General features: G+C 70.7%; 16 protein-coding genes. 7 read left to right on the top strand and 9 right to left on the bottom strand.

Going from position 1 to position 16,306, the window contains the following annotated elements:
* Positions 1–60 precede the first annotated feature (60 nt).
* Positions 61–4,020, top strand: coding sequence for a type VII secretion protein EccCa (eccCa, locus tag ACFPZ3_RS08830; protein WP_379513481.1), 3,960 nt, complete (start codon positions 61–63; stop codon positions 4,018–4,020).
* Here eccCa and ACFPZ3_RS08825 read toward each other — a convergent pair.
* The 8 genes from ACFPZ3_RS08825 to mycP form a co-directional block, all read right to left on the bottom strand.
* Complete coding sequence (locus ACFPZ3_RS08825) at positions 4,017–4,433, bottom strand: YbaB/EbfC family nucleoid-associated protein (protein WP_379513480.1); 417 nt, start codon at positions 4,431–4,433, stop codon at positions 4,017–4,019. The genes eccCa and ACFPZ3_RS08825 overlap by 4 nt on opposite strands.
* Positions 4,433–5,158 (bottom strand): hypothetical protein, encoded by a 726-nt coding sequence (locus ACFPZ3_RS08820; protein WP_379513479.1) that lies wholly within the window; start codon positions 5,156–5,158, stop codon positions 4,433–4,435. The genes ACFPZ3_RS08825 and ACFPZ3_RS08820 overlap by 1 nt, the downstream gene beginning before the upstream one ends.
* On the bottom strand, positions 5,155–5,484 hold the full coding sequence (locus tag ACFPZ3_RS08815) for a hypothetical protein (protein ID WP_379513478.1): 330 nt from the start codon (positions 5,482–5,484) through the stop codon (positions 5,155–5,157). Before ACFPZ3_RS08815 ends, ACFPZ3_RS08820 begins: the two co-directional genes overlap by 4 nt.
* Before the next feature lie 4 nt (positions 5,485–5,488).
* On the bottom strand, positions 5,489–6,730 hold the full coding sequence (locus ACFPZ3_RS08810; RefSeq protein WP_379513477.1) for a hypothetical protein: 1,242 nt from the start codon (positions 6,728–6,730) through the stop codon (positions 5,489–5,491).
* 9 nt (positions 6,731–6,739) lie between these two features.
* A complete protein-coding gene (locus tag ACFPZ3_RS08805) occupies positions 6,740–7,087 on the bottom strand; it encodes a hypothetical protein (protein WP_379513476.1) in 348 nt (115 codons plus the stop codon).
* A gap of 5 nt (positions 7,088–7,092) precedes the next feature.
* Positions 7,093–7,392 (bottom strand): WXG100 family type VII secretion target, encoded by a 300-nt coding sequence (locus tag ACFPZ3_RS08800; protein WP_379513475.1) that lies wholly within the window; start codon positions 7,390–7,392, stop codon positions 7,093–7,095.
* Positions 7,393–7,428: 36 nt separating this feature from the next.
* Positions 7,429–7,752, bottom strand: a complete 324-nt coding sequence (locus tag ACFPZ3_RS08795) for a WXG100 family type VII secretion target (RefSeq protein WP_379513474.1) — start codon at positions 7,750–7,752, stop codon at positions 7,429–7,431.
* Positions 7,753–7,836: 84 nt separating this feature from the next.
* Positions 7,837–8,994, bottom strand: a complete 1,158-nt coding sequence (gene mycP / locus ACFPZ3_RS08790) for a type VII secretion-associated serine protease mycosin (protein ID WP_379513473.1) — start codon at positions 8,992–8,994, stop codon at positions 7,837–7,839.
* A 133-nt stretch (positions 8,995–9,127) separates the two neighbouring features.
* On the opposite strand from mycP, the gene ACFPZ3_RS08785 reads away from it, so the two are divergent.
* From ACFPZ3_RS08785 to ACFPZ3_RS08775, 3 genes are read left to right on the top strand one after another with little or no spacing between them, the layout of a single operon-like run.
* Complete coding sequence (locus ACFPZ3_RS08785) at positions 9,128–9,757, top strand: hypothetical protein (protein WP_379513472.1); 630 nt, start codon at positions 9,128–9,130, stop codon at positions 9,755–9,757.
* Positions 9,758–9,767: 10 nt separating this feature from the next.
* Positions 9,768–10,976, top strand: a complete 1,209-nt coding sequence (locus ACFPZ3_RS08780) for a hypothetical protein (protein WP_379513471.1) — start codon at positions 9,768–9,770, stop codon at positions 10,974–10,976.
* Positions 10,973–12,871 (top strand): protein kinase domain-containing protein, encoded by a 1,899-nt coding sequence (locus ACFPZ3_RS08775; protein WP_379513470.1) that lies wholly within the window; start codon positions 10,973–10,975, stop codon positions 12,869–12,871. Before ACFPZ3_RS08780 ends, ACFPZ3_RS08775 begins: the two co-directional genes overlap by 4 nt.
* A 348-nt stretch (positions 12,872–13,219) precedes the next feature.
* Here the strand turns inward: ACFPZ3_RS08775 and ACFPZ3_RS08770 are convergent, their stop codons facing one another.
* Positions 13,220–13,840 carry a TetR/AcrR family transcriptional regulator gene (locus ACFPZ3_RS08770; protein WP_379513469.1) on the bottom strand — a complete coding sequence of 207 codons (621 nt, stop codon included), beginning with the start codon at positions 13,838–13,840 and terminating at the stop codon, positions 13,220–13,222.
* A 141-nt stretch (positions 13,841–13,981) separates the two neighbouring features.
* Here ACFPZ3_RS08770 and ACFPZ3_RS08765 point away from each other — a divergent pair, with 141 nt between their 5' ends.
* The 3 genes from ACFPZ3_RS08765 to ACFPZ3_RS08755 all read left to right on the top strand — a co-directional run bounded on the left by ACFPZ3_RS08765 (position 13,982) and on the right by ACFPZ3_RS08755 (position 16,145).
* A complete protein-coding gene (locus ACFPZ3_RS08765; protein WP_379513468.1) occupies positions 13,982–14,578 on the top strand; it encodes an NADPH-dependent F420 reductase in 597 nt (198 codons plus the stop codon).
* Between the two features lie 4 nt (positions 14,579–14,582).
* A complete protein-coding gene (locus tag ACFPZ3_RS08760) occupies positions 14,583–15,584 on the top strand; it encodes a zinc-binding dehydrogenase (protein ID WP_379513467.1) in 1,002 nt (333 codons plus the stop codon).
* Positions 15,585–15,683: 99 nt separating this feature from the next.
* Positions 15,684–16,145 carry a nitroreductase/quinone reductase family protein gene (locus tag ACFPZ3_RS08755; RefSeq protein ID WP_379513466.1) on the top strand — a complete coding sequence of 154 codons (462 nt, stop codon included), beginning with the start codon at positions 15,684–15,686 and terminating at the stop codon, positions 16,143–16,145.
* Positions 16,146–16,306 lie beyond the last annotated feature (161 nt).

The following is a 16,306-nucleotide window of genomic DNA, read 5'->3' as shown; positions in this document are numbered from 1 at the left end:
AACATTCAGGAATTTTGAAATATCGCTTATATCCCTACGTCAGGGACTTTTATTGGGCTGGTGAGCGGCAGCCAGATCGTGGTTCGCAGGCCGGAACGGCGCCGGCCGCCGGAGCCCCCGGGGGGCGAGGTGCTCCTCGAATCCCCGCCCGAGATTCCCGAGACCGTATCGGGCGGCGGGCTGTCGCAGGTTCTGACGTACCTGCCGATGATCGCGGGGGCGGGCGCGATGGCGCTCATGTTCACCGGCGGCTCCGCGAGCAACCCGATCATGCTGGTCTCCAGCGGCCTGTTCGCGGTCTCGATGCTCGGCATGAGCGTGGGCCAGATCATGCGCAACGCCGGCGAGCGCAAGAACCAGCTCAACGGCCAGCGCCGCGACTACTACCGCTATCTGGAGCAGGTCAGGAAGCGGGTCCGCACGGCCGCCGCCCAGCAGCACCGCTCCATGACCTGGAACCACCCCGACCCTGTCGCCCTCTGGTCGCTGGTGATGACCACCCGGCTGTGGGAGCGGCGGCCCCGCGACGACGACTTCGTCCAGATCAGGATCGCCACCTCGGCGCAGCGGCTGGCGCTGCCGATGATCCCGCCGGAGACCAGGCCGATCGAGGACCTCGACCCGATGACGGCGGGCGCGCTGCGCCGGTTCGTCCGCACGCACGCCACCGTCCCCGGGTTGCCGGTGGCGCTGGCGCTGCACTCGTTCGCGCGGATCGTGCTCACCGGGGACCCGGTGGTGGCCCGCGACCTCGTACGGGCGACGCTGGCCCAGGCGGCGGCGCTGCACTCGCCGGACGACCTGCGGATCTCGGTGTGCGTCTCGGGCGAGCGGGCCGGGGAGTGGGAGCCGGTGAAGTGGCTGCCGCACGCCCTGCACCCCACGGAGGAGGACGGGGCCGGACCGGTGCGGCTGGTCGCGGGCGACCTGGGCGAGCTGGACGACCTGCTGGGGTTCGAGCTGAAGGACCGGCCCCGGTTCAGCAAGGGGGTGTCGGCCGAGGCGGTGCCGTACCACGTGGTGGTCGTGGACGGCGGCACGGTTCCGGCGGGGAGCCAGCTCGGGCTCGACGTGATCGAGGGCGTGACCGTGATCGACCTCGGCGGGGCGATCCCGCCGGCGCCCTCGCAGCTCACCCTGCGCCTGGATGCCGGGCCCGATGAGCTGGCCAGGGTCGTCGAGGACGAGCTGGGCAAGGAGGTCAGGTCGGGGCTGGGGCGGCCCGACCGGATGGCGCTGCCCGCGTTCGCCGCGCTGGCCAGGCAGCTCGCGCCGATGCGGACCGGCACGGCGGGCCAGGAGGAGGAGCGGGACGTCTTCTCCACGAACACCACGCTCACCGACCTGCTCAGGCTCGGCGACGCGCGCCGCCTGTCCACGCGGGTCACCTGGCAGCCCCGCCCGGTCAGGAACCGGCTGCGGGTGCCGATCGGCCTGGGCGCCGACGGGCGTCCCGTCGAGCTGGACATCAAGGAGGCGGCCCAGGGCGGCATGGGGCCGCACGGGCTGGTGGTGGGCGCGACCGGCTCCGGCAAGTCCGAGCTGCTGCGCACGCTCGTGCTGGCGCTGGCGATCACGCACTCCTCCGAGACGCTGAACTTCGTGCTGGTCGACTTCAAGGGCGGCGCGACGTTCCTCGGCCTGGACACGCTGCCGCACGTCTCCGCGGTGATCACCAACCTGGAGGACGAGCTGCCGCTGGTCGACCGCATGCACGACGCGCTGCACGGCGAGATGGTACGGCGGCAGGAGCTGTTGCGCTCGGCCGGGAACTACGCCTCGGTGCGCGACTACGAGCAGGCCCGCGAGCAGGGGACCGACCTGCGGCCATTGCCGACGTTGTTCATCGTGCTCGACGAGTTCAGCGAGTTGTTGTCGGCCAAGCCCGAGTTCATCGAGCTGTTCGTGATGATCGGGCGGCTGGGGCGTTCGCTCGGGGTGCACCTGCTGCTGGCCTCGCAGCGGCTGGAGGCGGGGCGGCTGCGCGGGCTGGACACGCACCTGTCCTACCGGATCGGGCTGCGCACGTTCTCGGCGGCGGAGAGCCGGGCGGTGCTGGGGGTGGCGGACGCGTACTCGTTGCCGCCCGAGCCGGGCAACGCGTACCTGATGTTCGAGACCACCGGGATGACGCGGTTCAAGGCCGCGTACGTGTCGGGGCCGTACCGGGCGGCGCAGGGCCCGGCCCCGGCGGCACGCTCCGGCCATCGCGGGAAGATCGTCTGGTACGGCCCTGAACGTGTTCCGATGCCGCCCGCGGTCGAGGCGCCGCCGGTCGTGGAGGACAAGGGCAGGCAGGACAGCCTGCTGGACATCGTGGTGGAGCGGCTGGCCGAGGGGGGAACCGCGGCGCACCGGATCTGGTTGCCGCCACTCAAGGAGCCCGCCCCGCTCGACCAGCTCCTGCCCCGCCTCGAAGCCACGCCCCGGCACGGGCTCACCGCGGCGGGCAGCTCCCAGGATCGGCCCGGACGGCTGCACGCCGTGGCGGGGATCGTGGACAGCCCGTTCGACCAGCGGCGGGATCCGTACTGGCTGGATCTGTCCGGCGCGGCGGGCAACGTCGCGATCGTGGGCGCGCCGCAGACCGGCAAGAGCACGCTGCTGCGCACGCTGATCGCCTCGCTCACGCTCACGCACACGCCGAAGGAGGTGCAGTTCTACTGCCTCGACTTCGGCGGCGGCACACTGTCGGCGCTGTCCGGGCTGCCGCACGTCGGCGGCGTGGCCGTGCGGCTGGACGCCGACGCGGTACGCAGGACCGTCGCCGAGGTCAAGGCTCTGCTGGACCGGCGCGAGCGGCTGTTCGTCGAGCGCGGGATCGACTCCATGGCCACCTACCGGCGGATGGTCGCCTCGGGCGCCTACGAGGGCGACGGCTGGGGCGATGTGTTCCTGGTGGTGGACGGGTGGTCGATCCTGCGCCAGGAGTACGAGCTGCTGGAGCCCGACATCGGGGACCTGGTCACGCGCGGGCTCGGCTTCGGCATCCACGTCGTCGGCACCGCCAACCGGTGGCTGGAGTTCCGCGCCGGGGTGCGCGACCTGCTCGGCACCCGGCTGGAGCTGCGGCTCGGCGACACCTTCGACTCCGAGATCGACCGCAAGGCCGCCGCGAACGTGCCCGAGCGGGCGCCGGGACGCGGGCTCACCCGCGAGTCGCTGCACTTCCTGGCCGCCCTGCCGCGCATCGACGGGCGCTCCACGGCGGACGACCTGACCGATGGCGTCTCGGCGCTGGTCGAGGCCGTGGCGGCGGCCTGGCACGAACATCCGGCGCCGCCCGTACGGCTGCTGCCCGCCCTGCTGCCCGCGCACACGCTGCCGCCGGGGGACGGCGGGCGGATCCCGATCGGCATCGACGAGGCCGCGCTCGCGCCCGTGCTGGTGGACTTCGGCGCCGACCCGCACTTCGTGGTGTTCGGCGACACCGAGAGCGGCAAGAGCAACCTGCTGAAGCTCCTCACGCGGGGCATCGCCGCCGGTCCCCAGCAGGCCAGGTTCGTGGTCATCGACTACCGCCGCTCGTTGCTGGACGCCACCGACACCGAACAGCGCGTCGGGTACGCCGCGTCGAGCACCGCCGCCATGACCCTGCTCAAGGGGGTGCACGAGGTGATGCAGGACCGTCTGCCGCCGCCCGACCTCACCTCGGAGCAACTGCGCACGCGGAGCTGGTGGAACGGGCACGACCTGTACGTGATCGTGGACGACTACGACCTGGTGGCGACCTCGGCCAATCCGCTGACCGTGCTCGGCGAGCTGCTGCCGCAGGCCAGGGACATCGGGCTGCACCTGGTGCTGGCGCGGGCCATGGGCGGGGCGGGGCGCAGCATGCTGGATCCGGTGGTGCGGCGGCTGAAGGAGATGAACTCTCCCGCCGTCATGTTGTCGGGGCCCAGGGACGAGGGGCAGCTCTTCGGCAACGTACGGCCCAGGCAGCTTCCCGCCGGGCGCGGGCTTTATGTGGATCGGCGGTCTGGCGAGAAGCTCATCCAGACCGCCTACCTGGGCTCCTAGAGGCCGCGTTCGATCCTGGCCAGCTCGGCGACGGCCTGGTCCATGGCCCCCTCGTACGCCTCCCTGGCCGTCCGCATGCGCAGGTCGGCCGGGTTGTCCTCGGCGGACAGGTCGAGCGGGCCGTCCCCCAGGACGTCGCGCATCAGCTCGACCGACTGGGCCTGCAGGTCGGCCAGGGACTCGGCGATCAGCCGCAGGATCGTCTCCGACAGGCGCTGCGAGCCCCAGCGCATGGCCCTGGGGTCGATCTCCAGGCCGGTGACGCCCTGCGCCGAGCACTCGACCCGGACCAGCTTGTCCGCGTCCTCGGCCTGCCCTTTGACGGTGAGGACCTGCTGATGGAGCTCGTCGAGGCCCTCCACCGGTCGCTGGGCCTCGGCGATCAGCCGGTCCATGGCACCCTCGTCGAACATCACGCCTCCGTTTCGATCCGCGGCAGCTGGGCGGATGCCTTCAACTGGGTGCTGTCCAGGCTCGTGCCGGTGAGGTTGGAGGCCACCGCCTGCTGACCCATCACCTCGGCGCCCACCACCGCCGCGCCACCCATGACCTTCTTGCCCGTCGACACCGTCGCGAGCCGCTCTCCCACCCTGGCCAGCACGCTCTGGCCGCTCGACAGGAACCCCTTCGCCTCGGCCGCCATCGCGCCGGCCTGCTGGTCCGCCCGGCGGCCGAACACGGTGGCGGCCACCTCGCCCACAGCTCTGGTGAACGGGTTCACCTGGGAGATCGTACGCAGCACGCCGGCCGTGAGGATGCCCGCGCCAATGCCGAAGACGGCCTTGCCCAGGACGTCGTACACGTCGGCGGTGACGTTCAGGGTGTCGGCCGTCCCCTGCGGAGAGGCGGCCTTGTCGGCGGTGTCGTCGGCGTAGGCCGTCACCTCGTTCTTCGCGAGTGTCGCGCTGCCGGCGCTCCATTTGACGTTCCTGGCCGCCTCGTGGACGAGGTCGGGGTGCGCGCGCATCGAGGTGGCCAGCGACTCGTACGCCTCGGCGGCCGCCCGCTGCTGGGCGGAGTCGCCGTACATGAGGGGCAGGATCAGCAGTGCGTAGCGGGCGCGGCCCCAGCCCAGGAGCTGCGCGCCGGTCACGGCCATCGCCGTGCCCTCGATGACCGACCAGGGCTGCTCGATCATGTGCGGGCCCGCATATCAGCGGCGACGGTGGTCGCGCTGTTCTCGCCGTCCACGTAGGTGTTGGCCGTGTCCATCGCCTTCTCGTGGAGATCGGCCAGTTGACCGCGCTTTTCCTGCAGGTAGCGCTGCGCGTTCTCCTTGACCTCGTCGCACGCGCTCCCGAGCGCCGCGCCCAGCACGCCGAACGCCCCGTGCGCACCGGAGGAGAGCCGCACCTGCGCGATCGTCTCGTTCATCGACTCCAGGTCCCGCATGGGGGTCTCGGCCAGGAGACGGCCCATCTCGCGGACGGAGTCGATCTGCACCCGGACACTGTCGGAGGTCATGCGCTCACCCCACCACCGGCGGGCCGCAGTCGACCTCCGGCCGGAAGAAGTCGTCGTCGCTCTTCGACGTCATCGGACGGCTGCTGGAGCGGTTGTCCGGTGCCGCGGCGCCGGACATGGGCATGAACGGCATGCCGCTCGTGCCGGTCCCGCCTGCCCCGCCGCCGCTCGCCGGCGGCTTGCTCCCGTTCCATGAGCCGTCCACGACCGGGACGCTGCCCGCCCGCACGGACGGACCGCCGCTCTCCTGGGCCGTCCTGGTGTACGGGTCGGCCGCGCGGCCGGTGTTCTGGTTGCCGGTCGAGCTGGGGGCCGGCGTGGTGGGACGTGCGGATGGGGTGACAGGCGTGCTCGCCGCGGGCACTTGCCCGTTGGCGTTGGGCTGTCCGGCGCCGCTCGTGGAGGGCTGCGTGGAGGTGCCGGTCGTGGGGGTCTGCCCGTTGCTCGAAGTCGCGCCGCTGAGCTGACCGGTTCCCGCCGGGACGGTGAGTGCCGGAGTGCCGGGTGCCAGGGTGCCGCCGGTCACTGGAGCGGTGGACACCGGCGGCTGGGCCGGGGACGCGCCGGGCGGCGAACCCGGCGAGGTCTGCTGGTGGCCGGCTGCCTGGGCCAGCTCCGACGACCGTGCCGGAACCGTGTCCTCGTACCGCAGGTCGCCGCCCTGCGTCGGTGTCGGTCCAGGTGCGACGGCCGGCAGGTACGGCGCCGGCGAGGCCAGCGCGGCGTCCCACGGAAGCCGGTCGGGCAGAGCCGTGTGGGCGTTGCGGTAGGCGCCGTTGAGCTGCGTCATGACCGCCCTGGCCGCCCCGTCCGGGTCGTTGACGGGCTCGTCGGGATCGGTCGACCCCGCCCCCATCGCGTAGGCGTGCACGGGCTTGGTGGTCTGGTCGAACGTCTTCTTCGCCTCGGCCAGCGCCGCGCTCGCGTCGACCAGCGCGGGCGGGACGCCGTTCACCCCGTCCCGCAACGACCGCAAGTACGCCTGCAGCCGGTTCATGCGGGTCAGCATGGCCCTGGCGGACTCGCCGCCCCAGTTCCCGTCCGCGACCAGGCGGGCGGCGCTGTCTCCGAGCGTGGTGATCGTGGTGGTGAGCAGATCGGCCGTCTTCCGGTACGAGTCCGCCACCGGCCCGAACTCCTCCGGCCTGGTCCCCATGATCAACACCCGGATCGCGTCACGGTTGCCGTACAGGTTGGTGTTCCCGCCCTGCAGGCAGCCGTTCTTGATCGGTATTGGTTCCGGCACGCGTCCCCTCTATCCCGTGCTGTTCGTCCGGGGCACCACGCCGGCGGCCCGCTGGTCGGCGTCCCGCACGGTGTTCGCGGTGGCCGCCAGGTCGTCGATGACCCGCTGGATCTGCTCCACCACGAACTGCACCGAATCCCCGGTGGCCTGCCGGGCCCGGCCCACGGTCTCGGCGTATCCCTGGGCGATGTCCCACGTGCCCGCCGCGCCCGGCGGCAGGTCGAGCAAGTGGAAGCGCAGCGCCTCCAGTTGCGGCAGCAGGTCCGTGGTCAGCCGGCCGGCCGCGTCGAGCAGCGCCTCCGGCTTGCACATCGCCTGGTCCCCGGCGGTCGCCGGGTCGATGAGCGGCTCGTTCACGCTGCTCAGGTGCCCCAGCGGCGGACGTTGGCGTTCTCCGCCTCCTTCATGATCTCGGTCGCGTCGGTGAGCGAAGGCGCGAAGCGCTGCATGGTGTCGCCCATGGAGACCACGGCCTCGTTCCACTGGCGCTTGGCGTCGAGGTAGACGCCCTTGGCCGAGCCTTCCCAGGTCTCCAGGACCTTGAGGTCGGCCTCCAGGTCCGTCAGTTCGCCGACGAGATTGGCGTAAGCCCGGCCGAGCTCGGCCGAGATCTCCTCCATCTGGTCGAAATTAGCGAGAATGATTCTCGAGTCACCGGTCACGGTCATCTCCCCTTGGCTGAATCGTGGGATTGCTCATCAGGCCGACGCGTCGAGCGACTGCCGGAGTCTCGCGGCGACGTCGTTCGCCTGGGTGCTCGCCTCGTTGTACTGGACGTCGGTGGCCTTCAGGTTCTCCCCGATGACGCCGAGCGCGTTGATGACCTTCTGGAACTGCGGGGTCCATTCGTTGAGCACCTGCACATAGGTGCTCGCCGCCTCGCCCTGCCAAGCGCCGCCGAGCGTTTCCGGGATCTGCTGGAGCCGGTTGCGGATCTGCTCGATGTTGGCGACGGCGGCCTGTGCGCGTTCCGCCGCACTGTGTTGGCTGCCCTCTTCAAATGTCGTCGGCTGATATGCCACGGTTCTCCTCCCGGATCTGGTGAACCCGAATTCGGCCGGGTTGCTTATTGCTGGATCAACGTAAACGGCCTTTGTCAGCCGGAGCTACGATTTCAACTTTCCTGTAAACGTCGCGCCGCCCCCGGCCCGCCACCCCCGCCGGCGGGCTCTGGGCAGCATCAACGCCAGGAACACGACCAACGCCGTGACCACGGCCGCGCCCGCGGCGATGCCGATCGCGAGGTTCCGGGTGCGCGCGTCCGGGACCGGTGCTCTGGCCAGGACGACGGGCGGCGCGGCGGCCTCGCTCTCCTCGGCGGCCGGCAGCACCGAGGTGACCGCCTGCAGCGGGTTGACGAGCCCCGCCCCGGTTCCCGTCGCGCCGCCGCCCTCGGCCGTCTGCTCCAGCCGGCGCTTGACCTGCCAGTGGTCGAGGTCCGGGTGCCTGGCCCTGATCAGGGCGGCGACGCCCGACACGAAGGGGGCGGCGAAGCTCGTCCCGTCCAGCCCCGTACGGTAGCCGCCGCCCGTCCACGAACTCGTCACTCCCGCGCCCGGAGCGGTTACCGAGATACGGGTGGCGGTGTTGGAGAACTCCGACTTCGTGCCGTCCGGCGAGGCGGAGCCGACCGCGACCACGCCGGGGTACTCGGCCGGGTACGCGGGCGTGACCGCCCCGTCGTCCTGCTTGACGTTGCCCGCAGCCGCCACGATGACCGCGTCCTTGCTCTGCGCGTACGTCACCGCCGTCTTCAACTCGGGCGCGTCGTGGGCCTGCACGGACACGTTGATCACCTCCGCGCCCAGATCCGCGGCCCGCCTGATGCCCTCGGCCAGCCGCGACACGTCCCCCTGCTGCCCCTCGGTCTGCTTGATCGACAGGATCGCGGCGGCCGGCGCGACGCCCATCACGGGCACGCCGCGCGAGGTGAGGTCGCGTCCGGCGATGATCCCGGCCACCGCCGTGCCGTGGCCGACGCAGTCGCGCGGGTCCGTGTTCGTGAGGTCCACCTGGCGGGTGACGACGCCGGCGAGCTGGGGGTGTGCGGCGTCCACGCCGCTGTCCACGACGGCGACCGTCACCCCTTCGCCCTTGGTCAGCCGCCACACCTGCTGGAACCTCAGCCGCTCCTGCGGCCACGGCGTGCCGGTGACCTCCGCGACGCCCGGCTCAGGGTCGCAGGTGACCGTACGCGTCGGGGTCGGGGTGGGGATGAGGGCGAGCACCAGGCCGAGGGCGGCGCCGTACCAGGGAAGAGGCACGGTACCGGAGTCTGCCGATATTTCGGATTCGTCGTGGCTCTCTTAGAAATATCTTGAAATGAAGCTTCGCGAGGCGGCGGACCAGGTAGGCAGGTGCCTGGCATGTCCATCGTTGTGGGCGCGGAGAGTGAGCATGACAGTACCTGTGGAAGAGGGCGGCGACGCGCGCGGCATTCCCAGGCCGGGCGTCGGCGAATCGGTGCTCGCGCGGCCGAAGATAATCGTCGGCAACGAGGACGGCATCTCCTCCCAAGAGGAGTTCGACTACACCCAGGACACCGTTGAGGAAGCCTACGCCGACCACATCCACAACAAACGCAATGGCGGCTATCCCCCCGAGCCTCCGGCCGCGCCGACGCAGGCGCAACTGGACGAGCAACTCGCCGGCAATCGCGTGGACCCGGGCACGGCGAAGAAGGACCTGTTCATCAAGATCGGCGAGTATGAGGACGCCGCGGGCAATGCCCTCCCGTCCTCCCCGGTGGAGCGCCTCCGCCAGGAGCTCAAGCTCCTGCGGGGCGAGGTCGGCGGGCCGGGCCTTTCAGAACGACTCACGCTCGACGAGCTGTCCGAAACCGACCTCGGCCGGTGGACGGCCGCCAAGGACCTGAAGGCCACCACGGACACGGCGCAGAGCACGCTGGGTCAGGCCATCACGCGCATCTACACGATGTACGAGGCCGTGGTGCAGGCGCTCGACGAAACCGTGCAGACCGCGAAGAACGCCGACCAGAGCATCGCGAGCGGCATGAAGAAGAAGTGACGGGGACCGCATGACCGACTACTGGCAAAGGGACCTCAAAAGCTCTAAAGCGCCGCAGATCAACGGCACGGCGGTGCTGGGCGGGGACGCGGACAGCAGCGACGACATCTCCGACCTCATCCAGAGCACCAGTCCCGACAAGATCGTCGAGGCCGGGAAAAAGTGCAACGAGATCGCTGAGATGTGCTCCAACTCGGTGGAGGTGCTGCACCGCGAGTCCGGCCGCCTCGCCGAGACGCTGGGCGGCGAGACCCTGCAGAAGGTCTTCGAGAAGGTGGGGGAACTCCAGCGGGACCTCACCCGCCTCGGCTTCGCCGCCAAGTCCGTGGGTCAGCCCCTCGTCTGGTACGGGCAGGAGGTCCTGCCCTGGTTCCAGAACAACGTGCCCAGGACGGGCGAACTGGGGTTCGTGACCGACCTGGACGACTGGGTCGGCGACGACATCGGGCACACGGGCACGAACGCCCACGCCATGGCGCGGCATCATCTCCAGCAGCTCAACCGGTTCATCGTGGAGGTGTACCAATCCATCAGCCCCAAGATGGAGCAGCGCACCACGGCGCCGCAGACGGGGATGACGGACTCGCCGCTCGGGCCGCAGTTCAGCATGCCCAGCATGCCCACCGGCTCGCCGTACACGGGCTCTCCCCTGACCTCGCCGTACGACACGCCCGACTTCGGCGACGGCCCCTCACTCACCGACCCGTCCCTCCAGGACCCTTCGCTCACGGACCCTTCCCAGAAGGACCCGACCCAGCAGGACCCGTCACTTCAGGATCCCTCGCTTCAGGATCCCGCCCAGCAGGACCCCTCGCTCCAGAACCCGTCCCTTCAGGACCAGACCGCCCCTGACCTGCAGAATCCCTCCCTCGACACGCCGAAAACCCCCGACCTTTCGCAGACGCCGTCCACGACCGATCTGTCGAGCGTGCCCCAGCCCACTGTGCCGTCGAGCGTCCCGAACACGACCACGAATCTCCCCCACAGCAGTGGCCCCGGCGTTACCTCAGGGACCACCGCGGCCACGCAGCTCGGCGGGCCGACGAACCCGCTGGCCGGCGGCAAGGCCGGGACGAGCGGCATGCCGATGGGTATGATGCCGCCGATGGGCGGTCAGGGCGCCGGGCAGGATCGCGAGCGGGAGCGGACCAGGATGGCGCTGGTGGAGGACGAGGCGTTCGAGAGCGATGACATGGGCGGCCCGTCCGTGATCGCATGACGGTGATCGCCGAACGGGTCCGCGGCTACCAACTGGTTGAGCGGGCCGGTCAGGACGGCCCCTGGACCGTGCACCTGGCGCGTTCCGCAGGCGAGGGCACGGAGGTGCTGGTCAAGACGCTCGCCTGCCATCGGGTGGACAAGCGGGCGCTGAAGCGCATCGTCCGCGGTTTCGGCTTCCCCGAGGAACTGGCGGCACACGAGAGTGTGATCCCGGTGCTGGAGGTGGGGGCGACCGGGGACGGGCGGCCGTACCTGGTGACGCCGCCGCACGACGGGCTCACGCTCGCCGAACGGCCGGGGCGGAGCCTGCCGATGCCGCTGGAGCAGGCGACCGGCCTGCTCAGGGCGGTCGCGCGCGCGGTCGCGGCCACGCACGCGGCGGGCGGGGCGCACGGGCGCGTCAAGCCCGAGAACGTGGTCATGACCGGGGGCGGGGTGGTGCTCACGGGATACGCCATGTCGGCGCTGATGTCCATCGTCGAACTGCCGGACGGGACGCTGCCCTCGGTGCACGCCTCGCCGGAGGAGCTCGAAGGGCATCCGCCGGTGCCTGCCTCGGATGTGTACGCGCTGGCGTCCATGGCGTACGAGTTGCTGGCGGGGCGGCCCGCGTTCGCCCTGGACGGGCCGGGGAGCACGGCACGTTTCGTGCTCGGCGTCCTCACGGAGGCCCCTCCCCCGCTGCCCGCCACGGTCCCGGCCGACCTGGCCGCGATCCTGACCAAGTCCATGTCCAAGGACCCGGGGGCCCGCCCGAGCGCCGACGACCTCGCCGCAGCCGCCTCATCATCGCGCCCGCGCGCCTCCGTCCATCCCCTCTCTCCCGCCGAAGCCGGCCAACCCTCCGCGCCCCTTCTCCCGCTGGGCGAGGCAAGCCACCCCTCCACGCCCCGCTTCCCACCCACCGAAGCAAGCCATCCCTCGACCGCCCGCCTGCCCACCGCGAATGCAGGCCGGCCGCTCGCGGCACGCCTGTCCGCCGATCTTGGGCAACCCCTCACCGCGAGGCCGCCGATGGTGGAGGGCCAGGCGAGTCATGAGCAGTCGGGTCCCCGGGAGCTGGTGTGGACGGTGGATCCGGACCGCTCTCAGGTCAGCCCCCCGGCCGGGCCGCAGCCGTTCCTGCCGCCCGCCCCCGAGGCTGCCCCGGCATCCCCGTCGCCCGCGCGGCCGGGCGGGCGGAGCAGCAAGGTGCCGCTGTTCGTGGCGGGGGCGTCGGCGCTGGCGGTGCTGGTGGGCGTGGGCAGCGTGGCCCTGGCGATGAGCGCCAGAACCACGGCCGACGGACAACCGGCCGCCGCCACCGGCACCTCCGACGACACCTCCGGCACCCACTCCGACGGCACCTCCGGCACCCAGTCCGACGGCGGCACCACGCAAGGCACCGATCCGACGCAAAATACCGGCACGACCGCACCCGACGGCTCGGCGACCGACGCACCCTCACAGGCCGACCAGCAGCCGTCGAAACTCCCGACCGCATCGGACGAGTCGCGGCAACCGGACGCGGCCACCGACCCACCGGCCCGCCAGACCGCCAACCCCGCCACGGTCGCCGCGTACCGCCCCAAAAGCCTCAAGCTGGTCTCCGACAACGGCACCACGGTCACGCTGTCCTGGAAGGCCGAACGCAAGAACGGCTACCCGATGATCATCCAGCAGGCCCCCGGCGACCGCCTGATGTCGGCGACGAGCGGCGGCAACACCTACACCGTCGGCGGTCTGGACGCGACGATCGGCTACTGCTTCAAGGTCGGCAGCGTGGTAACCCTGGGCCAGCCGTCCTCCGTGGCCTGGTCATCCACCCTGTGCATCCGGGGCGCCGCCGAAGCGAGCCCGCAGGACGACGAGGTCCAGCCCCCGATCGTCCTCCCTCTCGCCACTCCCTCCTGAGAGGGCGTTACGCGAGTTGATGTCCGCTTCGTCGCTTGCGCTGGATAGTGCAACGTACAGCATCCACTCAACCAGAACCTGCGCGTTGATCAGGTGTTTTGCGCGTGGATCGGATGGTCTTACTCGTCCTTTCTGCCTGGATGGCGATCTGGGGCAACTCATCGGAAAGCGTGGAGATTCGGGGGCAGGGCAGGCGTGGTGACGAGCTCGGCCCCCCGTGCCCGATTCCACGGTCGCGGTAGTTGTTCAGGCAACATCTGTCATGACTGTTGGCACGCCGACGGCGCCATGCGGGGCTGCTGCTCGACGCCGGACTCGCTCCGCCGGGGGCGGCCGGAACGACGGCGGTCACAGCTTCTTGAGCCGCCGCCGATTGACCGTCAGCACCTCGTCTGACAGGTCCGGGGCGGCGTCCGCGATCGCCCGGGAGAGGATCAGCGCGCCGACCATCTGGCTGAACAGCGCCACCGCGCGCTCGCGGGCTTCGGCGGGAGTGAGTTCGGTGCCGGACTGGCGTGCGCGGTCGAGCAGCATGTCGGTGATGGTGGCGAAGTAGCCGTCAAGCCCGCGCCGGTATGCGGCCTGGGCGGCGGCGCCGTGGCGGCCGGCGTCGGATACGAGGGCGGCCGAGGCGCAGCCGATCTCGGGGTGGTCGCGGTGCTCGGCGTTGACGTACCCGTCGACCATGTCGTGCAGGGCCGCGCGCGCCGAGCGGGGATGCGCTTCGCGGATGGCGTCGAGCGCCTCGAGCGAGTCGGCGAAGCCCTGGTGGAGGACTTCGAGAGCGAGATCGTCCTTCGAGGCGAAGTGGTTGTAAAACCCGCCGTGCGTCATGCCTGCCGACTTCATCAGCTCCTCGATGCCGATGCCGTCGATGCCGCGCAGCCGGAATCCCGCACCGGCCGCGTTGACGATCTTCTCGTGGTTGAGCCGCTTCTGCTCTTGCGTGATGCGGGGCACGTCGACCACCTTCCCGGCGAGCTCGTCTCTCCCGATGATACTCATCATCAAAACGAGAGTGCACGGAGGAGTCCAGGCTTGACAGTTAATGATGACGTCTACAATCATAAATTATGATGGCGGACGTCATCGAAGACTGAAGGGACGGTCATGAACTTCGGAACCATCGGCGCCGGGACGGTCGCGCAGGCCATCGCCGGCCACCTCGTGACGGCCGGCCACAAGGTGACGCTCAGCAACAGCCGCGGCCCGGACACGCTGCTCAACGTCGTGACCCGGCTGGGGCCGCTCGCGAGCGCGGGCACGGCCGACGAAGCGGCCGCCGCCGACATGGTCTTCCTCACCGTGATGTGGCCGCAGGTCGGTGACGCGCTGGCCGGGCTGCCCGAATGGGACGGCCGCATCCTGGTCGACACCACCAACAACCTCGAGTCGATGCTGCCGACCGTCACCGATCTCGGGGTGGAGACGGCGAGTGAGTTCGTAGCCGATCGTGCGCCGGGCGCGCGCGTGGTCAAGGCCTTCAACACCCTCTACGCCCAGTACATCGCCGCCGATCCCCGGCACACGGAAGGGCGGCAGCTGCTGTTCTACGCCGGTGACGACGAGGCCGCCAAGGCGGATTTCCACACCGTCGCCGACGCCCTCGGATTCGCGCCGGTCGACGCCGGGACGCTGCGCGATGGCGGCCGCCTGATGCAGATCGGCGGGCCGCTCTCGGCGCTGCACGCCCTGAGGCAGGAATGAAGCCATGAAGGCACTCGCGTACGAGAAAGCGCACACGCTCGACGCGTTCGCCATCACCCTGGCCGAGGTCGCCGAACCTCGGCTACGCGACGGTGACTTGCTGGTCGAAGTCTGTGCGATCGGCATCAACCCGGGTGAAGCGGCGATCCGGCAGACGCGCAGCGCCGAGCCCGGCGGGCAGGTCATCCTCGGCTGGGAGTTCGCCGGGGTCGTCGCCGCGGCCGGGCCCGCGGCCACCGGGTTCGCGGTCGGGGACCGGGTGATGGGTAGCGGCGACTTCACCCGCGACGGCAGCTGGGCCGAGCGCGTCGCGCTCGACCACCGGGTGGTTGCCAAGATCCCGGACCGGCTCGCGTTCACCGACGCCGCATCGCTGCCCATCGGTGTCCTCACGGCCTGGGAATCGCTGTTTCGCGACCAGGACGCGCTGCTGCCCGGTGTCGGCCGCGTGCTCGTCATCGGCGGAGCCGGCGGCGTCGGGTCGATGGCCACGCAACTACTCAAGGCCACGACGCCGGCATTCGTGATCAGCACGGCCTCGCGGCCCGAGTCGCGGAAGTGGGCGACGGCAATGGGCGCCGACCTGGTCGTCGACCACCGCGGTGACCTGGCCGGACAGCTCCACACAGCGGGGATCGACCACGTCGACCTGGTGTTCTCGACCTCGGGCACCAGCGGCCATCTGGGGGCGATCGTCGAGGTACTGCGCCCCTTCGGGCACCTGGCCTCCAGCGACCTCACCGGCCCCTTCGACCCGGGGGCCCTCACCGGAAAGTCACTGTCGCTGCACAGCGAGATGGTGTTCAGCAAGATCGTGGCCGGCGGTGACGTCGGCAGCCAGGGCCGGATCCTCGCCCGGGCAGCGGACGACGTCGCGGCGGGCCGGCTGCGCCCGATCGTCACCACCACGCTCGAGGGCCTGACCGCCGAGACCATGAAGACGGCGCACGCCCTCGCCGAGAGCGGCCGGACCATCGGGAAGACCGTGATCCAGGTAACCGGCTGAAGCCGGTGAACGTGTTCGGCTCCACCGTCCCGCCGGTTCTGGCTGCGACATCCACGGCCGCGCGTGAAACGCCACCCCCAATGAAAGGAATTCCCTGACATGACAACGGATCTGCTCGACGGTGAATACGTCCCCAGTGCCGACGCGAGGACTCGCGGTCAGGTCGAGCTCTACGAGCGCACCGACGGCCGCGAAGGCGCGACGACGGAGGGTGGCCCTGTGGTCGTGGTGACCATGCGTGGCGCCCGTTCGGGCAAGCTGCGCAAGGTCGCCCTGATGCGCATCGAGCGTGACGGCGTCTACGCCATCGGCGCGGCGGCCGGCGGCCAGGCTCGCAATCCGAGCTGGTTCCACAACCTCGTGGCGCACCCGACGGTGCAGCTGCAGGACGGTCCCGATCGCCGGTTGATGACCGCCCGGGTAGCCGAAGGTGCGGAGCGGGAGAACTGGCTGGCCTACACCGACGAGCTCTACCCGTTTTTCGCCGACTTCCGCGCCCGGGCCGTCGAGGCCGGCAATCGCGAGGTGCCGCTGATCCTGCTCGAACCCACCGAGAGCTGACCGGACTCGCCACGGGCGCCCGGGCTCGCACCCGGGCGCCCGCCATCCGGCCGACGCCGACCGAACCATCCTGTGGATCGACGTCGCTCCCGACCAAGGGGCCGTATACGAGCAACTGTCTGAGAAGCCCTTGGCCACGTCCTCCTGAGAAGGGCCTCTGG

The organism is Nonomuraea insulae, assembly GCF_042656245.1.
This window is presented reverse-complemented; position numbering and strand designations above follow the sequence as displayed.

What these genes read in the sequence shown, in the direction of transcription:
- ACFPZ3_RS08825 (WP_379513480.1), bottom strand. Translation starts at nt 4,433, where the DNA reads ATGTTCGACGAGGGTGCCATGGACCGGCTGATCGCCGAGGCCCAGCGA.
- ACFPZ3_RS08820 (WP_379513479.1), bottom strand. Translation starts at nt 5,158, where the DNA reads ATGATCGAGCAGCCCTGGTCGGTCATCGAGGGCACGGCGATGGCCGTG.
- ACFPZ3_RS08815 (WP_379513478.1), bottom strand. Translation starts at nt 5,484, where the DNA reads ATGACCTCCGACAGTGTCCGGGTGCAGATCGACTCCGTCCGCGAGATG.
- ACFPZ3_RS08785 (WP_379513472.1), top strand. Translation starts at nt 9,128, where the DNA reads ATGACAGTACCTGTGGAAGAGGGCGGCGACGCGCGCGGCATTCCCAGG.
- ACFPZ3_RS08780 (WP_379513471.1), top strand. Translation starts at nt 9,768, where the DNA reads ATGACCGACTACTGGCAAAGGGACCTCAAAAGCTCTAAAGCGCCGCAG.
- ACFPZ3_RS08775 (WP_379513470.1), top strand. Translation starts at nt 10,973, where the DNA reads ATGACGGTGATCGCCGAACGGGTCCGCGGCTACCAACTGGTTGAGCGG.
- ACFPZ3_RS08765 (WP_379513468.1), top strand. Translation starts at nt 13,982, where the DNA reads ATGAACTTCGGAACCATCGGCGCCGGGACGGTCGCGCAGGCCATCGCC.
- ACFPZ3_RS08760 (WP_379513467.1), top strand. Translation starts at nt 14,583, where the DNA reads ATGAAGGCACTCGCGTACGAGAAAGCGCACACGCTCGACGCGTTCGCC.
- ACFPZ3_RS08755 (WP_379513466.1), top strand. Translation starts at nt 15,684, where the DNA reads ATGACAACGGATCTGCTCGACGGTGAATACGTCCCCAGTGCCGACGCG.